Origin of the sequence: Listeria monocytogenes (assembly GCF_013282665.1) — a bacterium.
GTDB lineage: Bacteria > Bacillota > Bacilli > Lactobacillales > Listeriaceae > Listeria > Listeria monocytogenes_C.
The window spans coordinates 424,525-441,614 of record NZ_CP054041.1 but is presented as its reverse complement, the minus strand read 5'-3'; the positions used below and the strand labels follow the sequence as shown (position 1 = coordinate 441,614).

The following is a 17,090-nucleotide window of genomic DNA, read 5'->3' as shown; positions in this document are numbered from 1 at the left end:
ATTTTGCAGGACAAAACCTTACTTGAAAGTTATGAGCAAAAAGTTTGTGCATTCCTTGTGAAATGTTTATAGTATATAAGCAAGCATGTGAAAGGAAGTACAGTTCACAAAAGCTTCAACTTCAGAAAAAATTTAAAAGAAGAAGGGACAGAAGGCATGATGGAGGAAACAACTAAAATTCCACAAGCGACAGCAAAACGCTTACCATTATATCATCGTTACTTGAAATACCTAGATGAGTCAGGTAAGGAACGAGTATCATCAGCGGAATTAAGTGAAGCGGTGAAAGTTGATTCAGCGACTATTCGACGTGATTTTTCGTACTTTGGCGCATTAGGTAAGAAAGGATACGGGTATAACGTTTCTTACATACTCGACTTTTTCAGCAAAACACTTAGTCAGGACAAACAGACAAATGTTGCACTAATCGGTGTAGGTAACCTAGGTACAGCATTATTACATTATAATTTCATGAAAAATAATAATATCAAAATCGTTGCTGCATTTGATGTAGATCCAGCGAAAGTAGGTAGTGTTCAACAAGATATTCCAATTTATCACTTGAATGATATGGAAGAAATTGTTCGTGAAAACGGTGTGGAAGTAGTTATTCTGACAGTTCCAGCTGACGAAGCTCAAGTAACTGTGGATCGTTTAATTGAAGCAGATGTAAAGGGGATTCTAAACTTTACACCAGCTCGTATCAGTGTTCCAAAACAAGTTCGTGTGCACCATATCGATCTAACTACGGAATTACAAACGTTAATCTATTTCCTGGAAAATTATCCAGCGAAAACAGAATAAAAAAACCTGTAGAAGGTAAGCAAAACTTACTTTCTACAGGTTTTTTTTACGTCTTTTAAGTCCGGTGATAATCAGGCCGATGCCAATGCCAAAATCCATTAATGTCATGATAATTAGTATATATGCAAGTACATCATAACCATAATCAGCCACACGAACAACTACAAAATATACAAATACAAGTCCAAGTGCAAAATAGAGAAAACTTTGCTTAATTAATGAATTTTTCATATTATCCCCCAATAATTCCAAGACTCAAAAGCAAAACAATCGTATTCATTAAAATATGAGCGCCCATTGAAACCGCAATCCGTTTTGTCTTCGTATAAAGAAAACAAAGAATTAGTCCGATAACAAAATAAGTAAGTAAGAAAGAAATATCGCCGTGAAGTAATCCAAAGAAAAGCGAACTAATTACCGCGGCCACATGAATATTCGTCACATTACTTAGCCCGCCGAAAATCACTTTTCGAAAGACAAGTTCTTCTAAAATTGGTCCCAAAATAGAAATAAAAATTAAGAAAACAGGTGCAGCTTTAGTCAAGTCAACAAGTAACTCTGTATTAGCAGAATTACTTAACTCCCCAGAAATCATTGTAATAATAACACTACAAATAATTTGTGCCACATATAAACCAATAACGCCTCCAACAATCCACACAATACTTAGAAGCGGTTTTGTTTTTTCACCGATTTCGATTTTATTTTCTTTTGGTTTTCTGTAAAGCATCGGAATAATGATGGCAAGTGATAAAAGATTAGAGAATATCGACCAGATAACCATTCCATAAGATGTGGCGCTCTCCGCTGAAAGGGATGTCGTACTTAGTAAAATATGTTGAACAATTGGAATCCCAACAGATGCAGAAAATAGTAATATTAAATAAACTAAAACAATCGTAATATAACGCTTAGCCAAAAAATACGCATCCTTTCTATAAACAAACTTGGATTAAATTACTTCAAACAAGCGGAAATAGCTCTCCTTATTGTACTCGTTATCAAGCTTTACCGCAAATAAGAATTCTTCCATTTTTTAAACGTTTTTGCTTGCAATTTTTATTCAGTTTGGTATCATAATAACTGTATTAGCACTCTAATGTGCCGAGTGCTAAAATGAAAAATGTAATTATATCAGAGGAGGTCATTTACATTGTTAAAACCATTAGGAGATCGTGTTGTAATTGAAGTACTTGAAGCAGAGGAAAAAACAGCGAGTGGGATTGTATTACCAGACTCTGCCAAAGAAAAACCACAATCAGGGAAAATTGTTGCAGTCGGTTCAGGTCGTGTTCTTGATAACGGAACAAAAGAACCACTTGAAGTTGCAGAAGGTGACACAGTTATCTTTGCAAAATACTCTGGAACAGAAGTGACGTATGAAGGAACTGACTATCTGATTTTACGTGAAAGTGACATTTTAGCAATTACTAAATAATTTTAAAAAAAGAAATAATCGGAGGGAAATATAAAATGGCAAAAGATATTAAATTTAGTGAAGATGCTCGTCGTGCCATGTTACGTGGTGTCGACCAATTAGCAAACGCAGTAAAAGTAACGCTTGGCCCAAAAGGTCGTAATGTTGTTTTAGAAAAAAAATTCGGTTCTCCGTTAATTACAAATGATGGGGTAACCATTGCAAAAGAAATTGAATTAGAAGACCCATTTGAAAATATGGGAGCAAAACTTGTATCTGAAGTTGCTTCTAAAACCAATGATGTTGCTGGGGACGGAACGACAACAGCTACCGTTTTAGCGCAAGCAATGATTCAAGAAGGCTTAAAAAACGTAACAGCTGGAGCAAATCCAGTAGGTGTTCGTCGCGGTATCGAAAAAGCCGTAGCAACAGCTATCGAAGAATTAAAAGCTATCTCTAAACCAATTGAAAGCAAAGAGTCTATCGCTCAAGTTGCTGCTATTTCTTCAGGTGATGAAGAAGTTGGTAAATTAATCGCAGAAGCAATGGAACGTGTTGGTAACGACGGTGTTATCACTATTGAAGAATCCAAAGGTTTTGCAACAGAATTAGATGTAGTAGAAGGTATGCAATTCGACCGTGGCTACACTAGCCCATACATGGTAACTGATTCCGACAAAATGGAAGCAGTTCTTGAAAAACCATACATTTTAATTACAGATAAAAAAATCAACAACATCCAAGAAATCTTACCAGTTTTAGAACAAGTTGTTCAACAAGGTCGTCCAATGTTAATTATCGCGGAAGATGTTGAAGGGGAAGCTCAAGCAACTCTTGTACTAAACAAACTTCGCGGAACATTCAACGTAGTAGCTGTAAAAGCTCCAGGTTTCGGTGACCGTCGTAAAGCAATGCTAGAAGATATTGCTGTTTTAACAGGCGGACAAGTCATCACAGAAGACCTAGGCTTAGAACTAAAAACAGCAACAGTTGACCAACTTGGAACAGCGAACAAAGTAGTTGTAACAAAAGATGATACAACCATCGTAGAAGGAGCAGGCGATTCCACACAAATCAGCGCTCGCGTAAACCAAATCCGTGCGCAAATGGAAGAAACTACTTCTGAATTTGATAGAGAAAAATTACAAGAACGTTTAGCAAAACTTGCAGGTGGAGTAGCTGTTGTCAAAGTCGGCGCTGCAACTGAAACAGAGCTAAAAGAACGTAAATTACGTATTGAAGATGCGCTTAACTCTACTCGCGCAGCTGTAGAAGAAGGTATCGTAGCTGGTGGTGGTACTGCCCTTGTAAGTATTTACAATAAAGTAGCAGCACTAGAAGCAGAAGGTGACGTAGAAACTGGAATCAATATCGTGCTTCGTTCTTTAGAAGAACCAGTTCGTCAAATCGCACATAACGCTGGACTTGAAGGTTCGGTTATCGTTGAGCGCTTAAAACACGAAGCAGTTGGTGTTGGTTTCAACGCAGCAAACGGCGAATGGGTTAACATGATTGACGCTGGTATTGTGGATCCAACAAAAGTAACACGTTCCGCACTACAAAACGCATCATCTGTTGCTGCTCTTCTATTAACTACAGAAGCAGTCGTAGCAGACAAACCAGACGAAAACGGCCCAGCAGCTGTTCCGGATATGGGAATGGGTGGCATGGGCGGCATGATGTAAGAATAACATCAGCTGATATTTTTAAAAGATCTCTGGATTTTCCAGGGATCTTTTTTTATTGTGATTTAATAGCAGAATATTTTCAAGAAGTTAATAGAGGAGTATACTTTAAAAAATTTTTATCAGAGCCAAATAATCTTGTATGAGGTAATAAATTGCCCATTTTTTGTGAAAAAAACCACAAATTATGTTTTACACAAAAGTCCGAGGGTACTGGTATACATGTAAGATGAAAAATTTGAGGAGGGATTTTTAATGTGTACGTCAATAACTTATACAACGAAGGATCACTATTTTGGAAGGAATTTCGATTATGAACTTTCTTACAAAGAGGTTGTGGTTGTTACGCCGAAAAATTACCCGTTCCATTTTCGCAAGGTAGAGGATATAGAGAAGCATTATGCACTTATTGGTATTGCTGCTGTGATGGAAAACTACCCGTTGTATTACGATGCTACCAATGAAAAAGGCCTTAGTATGGCAGGACTCAATTTCTCAGGAAATGCGGATTACAAGGATTTTGCAGAAGGTAAGGACAATGTAACGCCATTTGAATTTATTCCGTGGATTCTTGGTCAATGCGCTACTGTAAAAGAAGCAAGAAGATTACTTCAGAGAATCAATCTCGTGAATATTAGTTTTAGTGAAAATTTGCCGCTATCTCCATTACATTGGTTGATGGCTGATCAAACCGAATCTATTGTAGTGGAATGTGTGAAAGATGGACTTCACATTTATGATAATCCTGTTGGCGTGTTAACAAATAACCCAACATTTGATTACCAACTATTTAATTTAAACAATTATCGCGTTCTTTCGAGTGAAACCCCAGAAAATAATTTTTCCAAAGAGATTGATTTGGATGCTTATAGTCGTGGGATGGGTGGAATCGGCTTACCTGGTGATTTATCTTCTATGTCTCGTTTTGTGAAAGCAACTTTTACCAAATTGAATTCTGTTTCAGGTGATTCTGAATCAGAAAGCATTAGCCAATTTTTCCATATTTTAGGCTCGGTGGAACAACAAAAAGGTCTTTGTGATGTTGGTGGGGAAAAATACGAGCATACCATTTATTCCTCATGTTGCAATATCGATAAAGGAATTTATTATTATAGAACATACGGAAACAGTCAAATTACTGGTGTGGATATGCACCAAGAGGATTTAGAGAGCAAAGAACTAGCTATTTATCCACTCGTTAATGAACAACAACTAAACATTGTTAATAAATAACGGTGATGCTATGACAAGAAATTCTCTTGTCGTAGTTTTTTTGTGTAAAAAAACCAAAACTTGTCAGATGAAAAACAATTTTGGGACCGAAAAAACAAGTTATCATTTCCATTTCCTTGCTATAATAAAAGAAAAGGAGATGCACTTGCTATGAGAGAAAATTCCATTATTGGTCGAATTATTGCATTTTGTGCAATTTGCTTTGCATTTTTTAACCCGAAAACGGTGACTTATTGGCTAGGAGTCCGCGCAGAATCTGGCCCAGCTTGGTATCTTACTACAGCTGTCGCATGCGGTATTGCGGTTTTCGTGCTGATCGATTTAATCAAAAAAATAAAACGAAGAAAAACGGCAGAATGAAAGTTTTCGTGGTATACTACTAGAAAAACGACTAGGAGAACGCCATGAACTGGACACGTATAAGTAGTATTATAATAGTTGGTTTTACAGCAATAGGAGCAATTTATGGTGGCTTATCCATGGTTTTCATGCCAAGTGGTGGATTGCTGTCTCTTTCAACTGGATTACTTGATGGTTCGCCGTTCGTGGATTATTTAGTACCAGGCATATTTTTATTCGTATTTGTTGGATTATTCCATTTAGCAGCACTCATTTATTTGCTGAAAAAATTACCACGAACGAAAGAAGTCATGTTCGCAGCAGCGGCAGTGCTCGCAGTTTGGATGATTGTACAGTTACTGATTATCGGCTATGTATTTATTTTACAAATTATCTTTTTAGTTGTCGCAGCAGTGGAAATGTTTTTAGCGATACAATTAAAAAAACAGCAAAAAAACTGAAATATATTTATTTAGACTATTTTTCTCTTGAATTGTTAGGGGAAGGGTAGTCTATTTTTTTTGAAGAAAATCAGTGGGGAGTTAAACTTGAAGAATTTATCAATTAAAGTATATATTGTGAAAAAACCATCTTTTTATAGAAAAGAGCCTACTTAAAATTGAACTATATCAGCTTTTACAGATGAGTTGTTCGTTGTTCTGTCACATCTCACTTTGTGAATTTATGATATAATTTTAGAGTGATATAACGATAATATCATTGAGTTTTTGAACTATATTTTTTTATGTTAGTTAAATTTACAGTGATTTAAGCGTTCTAATAAATGAGGAAATACAAAAGCAGATAGGAGAACAAATGAAGAAAAAAATCATCGGTTTGTTGGCGAGTTTAATATTATTGGGAGGTTGTTTCAATATGAATGAGAAAACAGAGCAGGGAAAAGCACAAGAAAAAGCACAAGAAAAAGCACAAGAAGGCACTACGCCCGTACAGGAATATGTTGGGCAGGGATATTCATTTGTGGACGGAGATAAATCGGCAGAACGAGTGAAAAAACATGAGGAAGAAATAAAGCAAGAAGCGATAAATTATATGAAAACAAAGTATAAGACGGATGTGAAAGTGAATAATGTAGTTCCAGCGCGGAATGGTGCGGTTGTTATTGTGGAAAGCGAGGCGCCAATTCAGTTTACTACTTCGGTTGTTGTAAAATTTCTCCTTAATAAAAAAGATGAAATAGGAAGTGGAACGAGTGACGAAGGGGCAGTTGAACAAGCGATTGTAGGTGGGTTATACGCAAAAGCCTACGCAACAGAATTCAAACATTTAAATGAATTCACGGAAAAATTAGCCCAAAAATATAATTTATTAGGTTATACAGAAGAAGCTTTAAGTAAAACATCACCAAGTGGTTATCAGTGGAAGTATTATTTTGTTACAGTTTGGTATGATGATTATTTGAGCCCTTATGAAGCCTATTTAGCTAATCCAAATATTTCTATGGAAGAGTTACGCATTCTTTTTAACAAAGTTGATCCTGAAAGCAAACATATTTCTATTCCAATGGCTTTTTTCTCAAAAGAAGACAAATTACCTGAGCAAACATTAGCTGATAAACTTGCTGAGGAGGTTAAGCGAGAAGAAGGAATTCCTAAAGGGAGTTACGCGGTTACATTGTATAAAAATTTTATTGTAAATCGAGTTGGTTTACCAGATGGAGAAAATGTAGATGTAGAAGATATAATTAAATAGAAAAGGTGAGAACATTAATGACATCAAAGCTAAATACACCAGATATAGATTTAATTGAATTAAGTGGAAAATGGGTTTATAGACATCCCGATAAAGGTGAGCGTTTGAAAGTGAATGGAAATAACTATGTAGTTAAAGCGGGCGAATACAACAAAGCTTCCGGTCTCGACTACATGATTGTCGAAAATACAACCACAGGCGAAATCAGCATGGTCTTCGAAGGCACACAAGGCACCCAAGATTTCCTAACAGACGGCACACTCCCTGGCTCCATCCCTAACACGCAATTAAGAGAAGCTGACGCAGCATACAAAAAAGAAAGCCAAAAATATAACATTAAAAATGTCGCAGGAAACTCTCTAGGCGGTGGTTTATCTAATTATGTAGCATCTAAAAATGATAGTCTAAGAAGCGTCACTTATAACCCAGCTATCTTACCCAAAGGAACATATGACAAAAATAATCCAAGAATTACTAACTATTTAAGTGAATATGATCCACTAACTTTAGGAGAGCGTGGGATGGGTTACGGAAATCGTCTTCCAGGCGAATCCCATATTCTTCAAAACAATGTTCCTTGGCTACAAACGATTCTTTCTAATCATACAGGTTATGATGATGCAGGTGTCACGGTTAATGGTAAAAATATGCCCATTGATGCGGACGCTTATCTTCCAGTAGGGATTTGGAGTAGACAGGTTTTGACAGGTAGAGGAAATGGGCAGAAAATCGATATGAATCCGGATAATATTCGAATTTTGGCCAATAGTTTACGGACACGAATGGTGGAGCAAATAAAGAGGGGACAGTTTTACTTAGATACAGCGGTCGATTTAGTGAATAATGAGGGAAATCATTTGGATAATCGAACGACCTCTTTACAAGAAACTTTTGATAACTTGTTGGCGCAAGGAGAATTTGGCGGGATTATTACTTCATTAGCTAATTATGCTGAGTTTCGGGATGAGATGGAAAAGGCCAAGCCATTATGTTATGCGGCAATAGATTTTATGCAGAGAGTAAGAACTTTGCCGATTTTAGGAGAAGTGTTAGATGGTGTTTCGGGGAGTTTCTTTCATGTGACAGATTTCTTGGTGGATATTCCGGTGCTGGTTAATGATCTTACTCTGAGAATGGAAGTCATGATGGATCACGTGTCCAAAATAAAAATGCAAGCAATACCTGAATTGTTTAAAGGGATTAATGACCAATATTTAAGCGATGCCATGGTGACAGAATTAAAAGAACATTACAAAATATTAGATGAAAACAAAGATTTGGTCGTTAAGCAAGTATTAACTTTTAGCTTCCAAGTCACATATGTATCGAATGAACTTGAAAAAGCAGATAAACTTTTAAGCGCAACGCAAAAGGTCCAAAGTGTTGGAACGCCGCCAGCAACACAGGCGTATGTCTTAAAAGAATCCAAAGCTTTGAAAGACGGGATGGGGAAGAAACAGCGATTATTAGATAGAAATTTTCGAGTTTTTTCTGCTAAAACCACGAAGTTATTAATGCCGATATTGAGTTCCATTCGAAGTATTACTAATCAATTAAAACAGGTAATAAAATCCGCAATTAGATACTTAGAAGACCTCCAAACAGGACTATCGTTCGTGAGAATCCCTTTTACAGATAGAGATTATCAGTTAAAGGAGGAACTGAGAGAGTACATAAGAAAGTTGCAAGAAATCTTGTTAACCGTTAGAGGTGTAGGGAGTGCAGTAAAAGATATGAAAGCAAATTTAGAGCACGTGTTAGCCATATATCGACCTTATATTGATACGGCGTTATTTGAAGATACAAAATTTCAAGATGTTATTTTATTGAATAAAGCAGCTACAAATATCTTCCATAGTGCGGAATTGGTTTTTGGAGATATTAAGCATCAATTAAACGGTAATAAATCAGCAGCAATTTCTGCTTTAGATAAGTTAGCTGTTCAAACTAGTAACAACTTGAAACGTTTATTGGAACAAGTTAGACGAGGAAGTATCCATGTTTAATGGAGCAAAGTATATATAAAACTAGAAATAAAAAATCCTTCCACAAAAGAAGGATTTTTTCGATTATTTCTGTTGTTCTTTCAATAAATCACGAATTTCTTTTAAGTATTCCTCAGTTGGAGGTACTGGCGTTTCTTCCACCGTTTGCTCTTTTTTCTTAATAAAACTAGTAAGTACTTTGACGAAAATAAAAATGGCAAAAGCGATGATGATAAAGTCAACGATGGACTGGATGAATGCACCGTACTGAATAACGGATTTACCAACTTTGAAACTTAAATCTGTAAAATCAAGACCACCAAGAAGTACACCGACAACTGGCATAATGATGTTATCCACTAAAGAAGAAACAATTTTACCGAAAGCAGCCCCGATAACTACCGCTACAGCAAGGTCTAGGACATTCCCTTTTAACGCGAAGTCTCTAAATTCTACTAACATTTTTTTCATGAAAATCACCTCCCACTTCCCAGTATAAACAATCTAACTGCGATGTGAAAGCAACTGAACTTATTTTAGAAATAAACTACCTATGTATAGCGTTGGCGCCATTAACGCGTAGCCAATAACAATAAATGTGAGTGTACGAAGCCAGAAAGAACGAAGAATAGTAGGTTTCCATTTTGCTAGAAGTGCTTGAAGCCACATCGTGATGAGCGTAACAAAAGCAAACATGAAAAACAATTCAATATAACGAAGCACAGATAAAACCTCCTTTTCTATCACTATGCCATAATCTTAGCATCATTTGCAATAGGAAATGAGCCGATTATTTCCATTCAATTGTTGCACATGATAAGTTAAAAAGAGTAAAACCGTTCGTTCGAAAAAGGAGTAGCAAATGAAATTAGTGAAAAGGCTTAGTTTTATTCTTATCATCCTATATCTACTAATCGTACCCGTTCAGCATGTTTCTGCACATGCTTATTTGGAAAATTCGAATCCGGCTGATCAATCGCATATTCAAACCGCGCCCGAAAAAGTAACGCTTGTTTTTAATGAAGAAATTGAAGCGGATTTCCCTTTAATAGAAGTCAAAGATTCAAGTGGGAAGCAAGTAGAAACCGGCAAAACCTCCGTTTCTAAAAAGAATAATCATATGGTTGAGGCTTCTCTACCAGCTGATTTAAAAGCAGATGTCTATTCTGTTTCATGGCGTGTTGTATCAGCGGATGGACATGCAGTGACGGGGATAATTTCTTTTAAGTTAGGTAACACGAAAGCGACGTTCCAAGCTTCGGAAGTTCCTTCAAGTGGAGCGGACTTGCAAATTAGTTCGATTCAAAAAGCCATTTTATACATAGGGTTTTCGTTGTTTATCGGTGTGCTTGTTTTTGGGTTAGGGCTTTATCCACGAAAAGAACAGATATCAGACAAAATTTCTGGACGTTTGAAAAAAGTAACGTGGATAGCGCTAGCACTTCTAGGTGTGGCTCTCTTCATGCAGCTTTTCGTACAGACAAGTATCACAACAGGCGTTTCCATCAGTGAAAGTTTTGGACCGAGTAAGTTAGCTGCTTTTTTGACTACGAAAACAGGTTATATTTGGATTAGTGAATTTGTCGCATGGCTTCTACTTGCCATTTTTACCATCATGATGTTCTTAAAAAAGAAACAATGGAGCTGGTTCGCGCTTTTGACCGAGAGTGTATTAATCGGGTATTTGATTTTTGCGAAGGCTCAGAATGGACACGCTGCAGCCAGTGCCGATAAAATAGTAAGTATCACCGCTGATATGCTCCATATGATTGCTGCAAGCGTCTGGGTTGGCGGGATTTTAGTGCTTTTATTCGTATTACCTCGGACTGGGAAAGCGCGCGAAGTTTGGAGCCGGTTTGCGATAGTAGCGATCATTGCAGTCGCCTCCATCTTAGTCAGCGGTCTATTAATGGCAGTGATGAACATCGGTCAAATGGCCAATTTATTTACAACCAACTACGGAAAAATACTTCTTTTCAAAATTGGCTTATTTTTACTAATGGCACTACTAGGGCTAGGGCATTACATATATATCAAACTCAAAAACCAACGATTGCCATTCAAAACCATTTTGATGGAACTTATCATTGGAACCCTTATCCTTGTTGTCGCAAGTATTTTAACCAACGTACAAACACCGCCACCGCCTGCTCCGAAAGCGTTTGATGAAACAATCGCTGCAGAAGACGCAAAGGCAAAAATCAATTTACGTGTGGAACCAGCAACTGTTGGGCAAAACCAGTTTATCATCACATTTACTTCAGCAGATGGTACTACCAAAACAGATTTTGAACAAGTGACGATTACAACAAAATCTACTAAAACAGATGAAAAATCAACTTTCCAAGCCAAACTTGCAAATGATACGCAATACTTTGCAGAGGGGCTGTATATTAATCAAACCGGAAAATGGGAAATCACGGTTCATGGTTTGACAAAAGATTTTACCGATATAAATCAAACATTTACAACCAATATTACACAGTAAAGGGGAAAAAATAATGAAAAAAATTATGAGCTCCATCGTCGTTTTATTAGCTGTCTTTATCATTCCGTTTCAAGCGAGCGCACATGTCTCTGTATTACCGAGCGAATCGACCGTAGACTCCTGGGAAACCTACACAATGAAAGTACCATCAGAAAAAGATGTCGCCTCTAAAAAAATCGTTTTAAAAGTAGAAAAAGGTGTATCATTCGAATCTTATGAACCAGTGCCAGGCTGGACAACTACAGTAGATAAGAAAAATGGCACAGTAACATGGCAAACAGAAGGCAACGGAATTGAAAAAGGCCAATTCCAGCGCTTTAGTTTTATTGCTAAAAATCCAAGTGAAGAAGAGGAAATTGCTTGGAATGCCTATCAATATTATGAAGATGGCTCCATCGTTGAATGGGTTGGCGCAGAAGATTCTGAGACACCACATGCTACAACGAAAATTGTTAAGGAATCTTCAAAGACAACAACTGGCTCGCATGGAGAAGTAGTGGCAGGAGCAGAGAACACAGCAGGGGATACAAGCAGCAGTGGTGATAATACGATTTTATTATGGACTGCAGTAGCTATGAGTGTTATAGCGCTTATCACGGGAATTCTTGCTATCTTAAGCCGAAAAAAATAACTTCAAAGGAGTAAGCAGATGGAACGGAAAATCATGCATTTAGCAGTTGGCAAGCCAAAAGAAATTATTCTTTCAAATAACAAACGGATGATGACGGGTATCGAAAAAAAGCTTGTACAATCCGCCAATCTAACCACTACTGGTTTTGAAAATGATGCACCGCATAATTTGAAATATCACGGTGGGGAGGATCGTACGGTTTGTATTTACCCATACGAACATTACGCGAAATGGGCAGAAATGTTTGGCGAAGAGCTACAAGTAACTGCTTTTGGTGAAAATCTCATTACTACGAATATGTTGGAAAGCGCTGTTCAAATTGGTGATAAATTCCAGATTGGTGAAACTGTTATCCAAATAACGGAAGCCCGAAACCCTTGTAGTACAATTGAAAAGTTCAATGGAATCCCCAATCTCTATAAAGCAATCCACAAAACAGGGCTTACTGGGTACCTGTGCCGAACGATTACCCCTGGAATTATACATGCAACGGATGAAATCAAACAAATTCATCAAGAATCACACGGCGTAACAGTAGCCTTTTGCCATGAAAAAGTATTGCATAAAAAAGGAACAAAAGAAGAATTAGAACGGATTTTGGCAGTAGAAGCCTTATCTGAACGTTACCGTGAGCAAGTCGAAAAACAAATAAAAAAGTGATAGCATCATTCGCTATCACTTTTTGCATTTTCATCTGCTAATTCTTTTTTTCGTAATGTCAAAAACTGCTCTACTACAGCAATTTCTTCTTTCGTTAAATCCGGCGTATCTGCAATTAATTGGGTAATCTTACTGGCTCTTTGTGTGCTAGAAGCAGTAGTTTTCTTTGCCCGGAAAAAGTTAGTAATAGTACTAGTTATCATCCCGATAAACGCTATACCAAACAGCATCATTATCGAAGCCAAAATCCGTCCGATTGGCGTGACAGGAACAATATCCCCGTAACCAACTGTTGTCGCAGTCACAATCGCCCACCAAAGTGCGTCAGGATAATTGTTTATTTCGGGTTCGATAAAAACCATCGGAACAGGAATGATAATCACAAGTAACACAAAAATCATTAAAAATCGATTTAAACCATTAGAACGGAAAAAGCTATAAATCGGTACAATATACCGTCTCCCCATCGCAGTAATACTTAAAAGATGGACAAAACTAACAATCCGAGCCGCTCTAAACCCACCGTAAAATGGAATGATTGCAATGAGTTGAAACGGATGCGTTTTTACATAATGCCATTTATTATCAGCCCGGTAAAGTCGAACCAGATAATCAAGCGTAAATATCACCCAAATAATCCAATTTAAAATAAATGTAAAGCTGTTTCTGTATGGTAATAGAGCAAGGGAAAGTACTATGAGAATAAGCATAAAAGTCTCATAAATCATTTTTCTCTTTGTTTTATCCAAGTTATCCACCTCGTTTGACTTATACTCTCACTTATTTTAGCATAAAACGACGCAAAAGCCGTAGATAAATAAAAAAAGCTGACAACAAAAAGTTGCCAGCCGTTTTCCTTATTTTATTCGTAGTCGATTACTTTTACTTCTTGAGGCCAGTAAGCACAAGTAGCAAAGTAAAGCGAAGAGCATCGTAATAATTAAGCTATGGGCAAGCGCGATATACAAGTTCACTCCTGTATAAACAGACAGCGCCCCAGTAACGGCTTGAAGTGCAATAAACACAAGCGACAAAACCATGCTAAAAGTAAGCACGCGGTATCTTCTGTAATCCCGGAACACAAGCCAAGTTACATAAAGCAACCACACGATTAAAATAAATGCGGCTAATCGGTGGAAGTACTGCACATAGTCTTGTACAGAAGTAGGCATGATAAAGTGCCCATTTTCAAAAGGCCAAACTGGAACAGCCATACTTGCTTTTTCATGCCGTACAAGCGCACCAGTATACACAGCTAAGTAGGTGTAAATTGTCAGTGCGTAAATATTAATGCGTAATTTCGTCCCCATCACGAGGTTTCTAGCATCGAATTTCCGGTCTACCTCAAAAATCATCAAGGCAAGCAATACAATCGAAGCATAACAAATGATCGAAATTCCAAAGTGTAGCGCCATGATATACGGATTTTGTCCCCAAACAACAGCCGCCATTCCCATTAACGCTTGAATAATTAGAAACAGAACCGCAATAATTGCAAGTGGTTTTGTTTCGCGACGATTTTTCATATAAATCCAAGCACAAATTGCTAAAACAATAACAAAAATCGAACTGATTCCTGTCGTCATTCGGTGCATGAATTCAATTAATTTTTCCGGAGTAACATCTGTTAAACGAACTAACTGCCCATTACATAGCGGCCAACTATTACCGCAGCCATCAGCTGAACCAGTTTTCGTCACGAGCGCTCCTCCAAACACAACGACCGTCATACAAATAATCGTTAGTACGGACCAAACTTTCAAGAATTTTTTCATTATCTACCAATCTCTCCTTTAGATGCGTGTGAGATTTTACTAAAATTTGAGTTTATGTATAAGTTCATGAGTACACATCAAACTAATTGTAGCGTGTTTATTTGAAGAAGTAAAGCGTACAAGACTAAAGCCGATTTATTGACAAAAGGGGCGTATTTTTCACATAATAAGGGTATAGGATATCTATCAGTTCGCAATCACTGGTTTATATCAGCAAGTGTTAGGGGGAGAAAAAGTGAATCAGATAGAAAAGACTGGGGAGTTATCGGCGAGTAGATTTACTGTTCGTGATTTTACCGAGCTTGTGAAAATTGGTATCGTGAATTCCAATACGATTACTGCTTTTACAGGAATGTGGTTAGCCTTTCAGTTAAATGGAATTTCTTTTATTCAAAATGTAGACGTGATATTTTTTACTATCGTCGGTTCAGCACTTATTGTCGCTGCTTCGGGCGCTTTTAACAATGTCATCGACCGTGATATTGACGGAATTATGGAAAGAACAAAAAATAGACCAACAATGACCGGGAAAATTTCTGGTAAGCGTGCGCTAATGGTCGCGCTTGTGCTAGGTGTTGTCGGTACAATTATGTTATTTATGACAACTTGGCAAGCAGGAGCTCTTGGCGTTATCGGGGTCTTTTTGTATGTGGTCGTTTATTCGCTATATGCAAAAAGAAAATTAGTTAGTAACACTGTCATTGGTAGTTTTTCAGGTGCCGTACCGCCACTGATTGGTTGGTTTGCAGTTGAACCATCCTTTAGCATCGTACCAATCATGTTGTTTCTCGTAATGTTTTGTTGGCAACCGCCGCATTTTTATGCGATTGCAATTAAACGGAAAGAGGAATACGCAGCTGCTGGGATTCCAATGTTACCAGTAGTAAAAGGCATTGAACGCACAAAGAAAAGCATGTTTTTCTGGGTGATTTTATTAACTATCCTACCGTTCTTTATGTTTGAACTAGGTATCGTTTATGTTGTTTTAGCAACGTTACTGAACATCGGTTGGTTAGCCCTTAGTATATACGGCTTTAAAATGGAAGATAGTATTAAATGGGCTAAATGGATGTTCGTTTACTCATTAAATTACATGACAATTTTATTCGTAGCAATGGTAGTTATTTCGATTTTCCTATAAAAATAAAAAACAATTATGAAGAAGCGTGCAATACTCGTTTCTTTGTAATTGTTTTTTTATGATTTTTAAAGCTTTTCAAATAATAATAGTATTGGTAAAATGAAAGTTACATCAAGAAAACAAAATACTGCCGAGGAGGGCAAAATGTGAAGTTTATAATGCGAGTAGCTGTGCTATTAATCATTTGCCTGTTCATTGGATACAACACAGATCTTTTTTTTAGTAAATCAGTAGAGAAAAATACAGCAGAGGATATAGCGACAAAGTCTAATTTTCCTGATAATAAAAAAACAACAAATGAAAATCCGAAACAAGTGCAAGATAGTTCCAGCTTGGCAAGATTTATTAATAAAAACGTAAGCGACTTAAAGAAAGAGTTTGGTAATCCGGTGCGTGTCGATAAAACAGCATACGGTTATGATAATTACATTTATAGCCAACCAGGAACAAGTTATATGCAAGTTGGTGTAACAAACAATGTCGTCCAAACGATTTATGCACTAGGGCAAGACTTAAATGTTATGCCATATACGATTGGTATGTCCACCGAAAAAGTATTTACCGATGCCAATTTGCAGTCGGAAATATCCTTCAACTATAAAGACAGCTACTATAAATTCGAACTTTCTGAGGAAGACTTAAATGCCCGCCCGATTGTTAACATTGGAAGTGGTGTTTATGCGCAACTGAATTTCGATAAATTTAAGTCAAAACTGATTAGTGTTCGTTACCTCAATAAATTATCCTTCATCAAAATGCGCCCCTATGAATTATCTTACCAAGGTGAAATTTATGAAGAAAAGTTGTCACCAGCTGATTGGAATGCGATTGATGACGCTTCTAGTAAACAAGTTCTAGAAGTCACTAATGTTATTCGTGATCGCTACGGGGTAGAAGAAGTTGCTTGGGACGAGTCTGTTGCAAAAGTAGCTTATGGACATAGTGTTGATATGAAGAAAAACGACTATTTTGACCATACTTCCCCTACGCAAGGAGATCTAAGCAAACGACTTAGTAAAGGGGACGTCAAATATACTAAAGCTGGTGAAAATATCGCCTATAACTATGTCGATAGCGCAGCAGCAGTGGAAGGTTGGCTCAACTCCAAAGGCCACAGAGAAAATTTACTAGATGATTCATATACCTATATGGGTGCAGGAACCTATCAAAAATACTATACGCAAAATTTTATTATTAAGTAATAGTTCTATGGTATAAT

General features: G+C 37.1%; 18 protein-coding genes and 1 pseudogene. 13 read left to right on the top strand and 6 right to left on the bottom strand.

The window, feature by feature from the left end; all coding sequences use genetic code 11:
* The first annotated feature begins 156 nt into the window (after positions 1-156).
* A complete protein-coding gene (locus HRK21_RS02215; RefSeq protein ID WP_003722329.1) occupies positions 157-804 on the top strand; it encodes a redox-sensing transcriptional repressor Rex in 648 nt (215 codons plus the stop codon).
* Between the two features lie 26 nt (positions 805-830).
* Here HRK21_RS02215 and HRK21_RS02210 read toward each other — a convergent pair.
* Both HRK21_RS02210 and HRK21_RS02205 read right to left on the bottom strand, forming a co-directional pair.
* Positions 831-1,035 (bottom strand): annotated as a pseudogene (locus tag HRK21_RS02210) (DUF4305 domain-containing protein).
* A 1-nt stretch (position 1,036) separates the two neighbouring features.
* Complete coding sequence (locus HRK21_RS02205) at positions 1,037-1,723, bottom strand: CPBP family intramembrane glutamic endopeptidase (protein WP_003739440.1); 687 nt, start codon at positions 1,721-1,723, stop codon at positions 1,037-1,039.
* A 234-nt stretch (positions 1,724-1,957) separates the two neighbouring features.
* Here HRK21_RS02205 and groES point away from each other — a divergent pair, with 234 nt between their 5' ends.
* From groES to HRK21_RS02170, 7 genes are all read left to right on the top strand, one after another.
* Positions 1,958-2,242, top strand: coding sequence for a co-chaperone GroES (gene groES, locus HRK21_RS02200; RefSeq protein ID WP_003726504.1), 285 nt, complete (start codon positions 1,958-1,960; stop codon positions 2,240-2,242).
* 35 nt (positions 2,243-2,277) lie between these two features.
* Positions 2,278-3,906 carry a chaperonin GroEL gene (gene groL, locus HRK21_RS02195; RefSeq protein ID WP_003728859.1) on the top strand — a complete coding sequence of 543 codons (1,629 nt, stop codon included), beginning with the start codon at positions 2,278-2,280 and terminating at the stop codon, positions 3,904-3,906.
* Between the two features lie 255 nt (positions 3,907-4,161).
* Complete coding sequence (gene bsh / locus HRK21_RS02190; RefSeq protein WP_003739439.1) at positions 4,162-5,139, top strand: choloylglycine hydrolase; 978 nt, start codon at positions 4,162-4,164, stop codon at positions 5,137-5,139.
* A 150-nt stretch (positions 5,140-5,289) separates the two neighbouring features.
* Positions 5,290-5,499, top strand: a complete 210-nt coding sequence (locus tag HRK21_RS02185; RefSeq protein ID WP_070005892.1) for a hypothetical protein — start codon at positions 5,290-5,292, stop codon at positions 5,497-5,499.
* A 44-nt stretch (positions 5,500-5,543) separates the two neighbouring features.
* Positions 5,544-5,939 (top strand): hypothetical protein, encoded by a 396-nt coding sequence (locus tag HRK21_RS02180; RefSeq protein ID WP_003737142.1) that lies wholly within the window; start codon positions 5,544-5,546, stop codon positions 5,937-5,939.
* Between the two features lie 355 nt (positions 5,940-6,294).
* The gene (locus HRK21_RS02175; protein ID WP_070005893.1) at positions 6,295-7,191 is read left to right on the top strand and encodes a DUF1672 family protein; all 897 of its coding nucleotides are present in this window, start codon (positions 6,295-6,297) and stop codon (positions 7,189-7,191) included.
* Positions 7,192-7,208: 17 nt separating this feature from the next.
* A complete protein-coding gene (locus tag HRK21_RS02170; RefSeq protein ID WP_173346370.1) occupies positions 7,209-9,197 on the top strand; it encodes an SA1320 family protein in 1,989 nt (662 codons plus the stop codon).
* Between the two features lie 63 nt (positions 9,198-9,260).
* On the opposite strand, the gene mscL is transcribed toward HRK21_RS02170, so the two are convergent.
* Positions 9,261-9,647, bottom strand: a complete 387-nt coding sequence (gene mscL / locus HRK21_RS02165) for a large conductance mechanosensitive channel protein MscL (protein ID WP_070006019.1) — start codon at positions 9,645-9,647, stop codon at positions 9,261-9,263.
* A gap of 60 nt (positions 9,648-9,707) precedes the next feature.
* Positions 9,708-9,899, bottom strand: a complete 192-nt coding sequence (locus tag HRK21_RS02160) for a hypothetical protein (RefSeq protein ID WP_069887888.1) — start codon at positions 9,897-9,899, stop codon at positions 9,708-9,710.
* A gap of 139 nt (positions 9,900-10,038) precedes the next feature.
* Between HRK21_RS02160 and HRK21_RS02155 the strand changes: the two genes are divergently transcribed.
* The 3 genes from HRK21_RS02155 to HRK21_RS02145 are packed head-to-tail and all read left to right on the top strand — an operon-like array spanning position 10,039 to position 12,955.
* Entirely contained in the window at positions 10,039-11,664 is a 1,626-nt protein-coding gene (locus tag HRK21_RS02155) for a copper resistance CopC/CopD family protein (protein WP_070006018.1), read from the top strand.
* A gap of 13 nt (positions 11,665-11,677) precedes the next feature.
* On the top strand, positions 11,678-12,295 hold the full coding sequence (locus HRK21_RS02150) for a YcnI family copper-binding membrane protein (RefSeq protein WP_069887890.1): 618 nt from the start codon (positions 11,678-11,680) through the stop codon (positions 12,293-12,295).
* An 18-nt stretch (positions 12,296-12,313) separates the two neighbouring features.
* Positions 12,314-12,955, top strand: a complete 642-nt coding sequence (locus tag HRK21_RS02145; protein WP_070006017.1) for an MOSC domain-containing protein — start codon at positions 12,314-12,316, stop codon at positions 12,953-12,955.
* A 5-nt stretch (positions 12,956-12,960) separates the two neighbouring features.
* On the opposite strand, the gene HRK21_RS02140 is transcribed toward HRK21_RS02145, so the two are convergent.
* Positions 12,961-13,704, bottom strand: coding sequence for a potassium channel family protein (locus HRK21_RS02140; protein WP_003739429.1), 744 nt, complete (start codon positions 13,702-13,704; stop codon positions 12,961-12,963).
* A gap of 108 nt (positions 13,705-13,812) precedes the next feature.
* Positions 13,813-14,730, bottom strand: a complete 918-nt coding sequence (locus HRK21_RS02135; protein WP_003723941.1) for a COX15/CtaA family protein — start codon at positions 14,728-14,730, stop codon at positions 13,813-13,815.
* Between the two features lie 235 nt (positions 14,731-14,965).
* On the opposite strand from HRK21_RS02135, the gene cyoE reads away from it, so the two are divergent.
* Together cyoE and HRK21_RS02125 are read left to right on the top strand one after the other, a co-directional pair.
* Positions 14,966-15,871: a heme o synthase gene (gene cyoE, locus HRK21_RS02130; RefSeq protein ID WP_069887892.1), complete on the top strand. Its 906-nt coding sequence runs from the start codon at positions 14,966-14,968 to the stop codon at positions 15,869-15,871.
* Positions 15,872-16,017: 146 nt separating this feature from the next.
* Entirely contained in the window at positions 16,018-17,073 is a 1,056-nt protein-coding gene (locus tag HRK21_RS02125) for a CAP domain-containing protein (RefSeq protein WP_070006016.1), read from the top strand.
* Positions 17,074-17,090 lie beyond the last annotated feature (17 nt).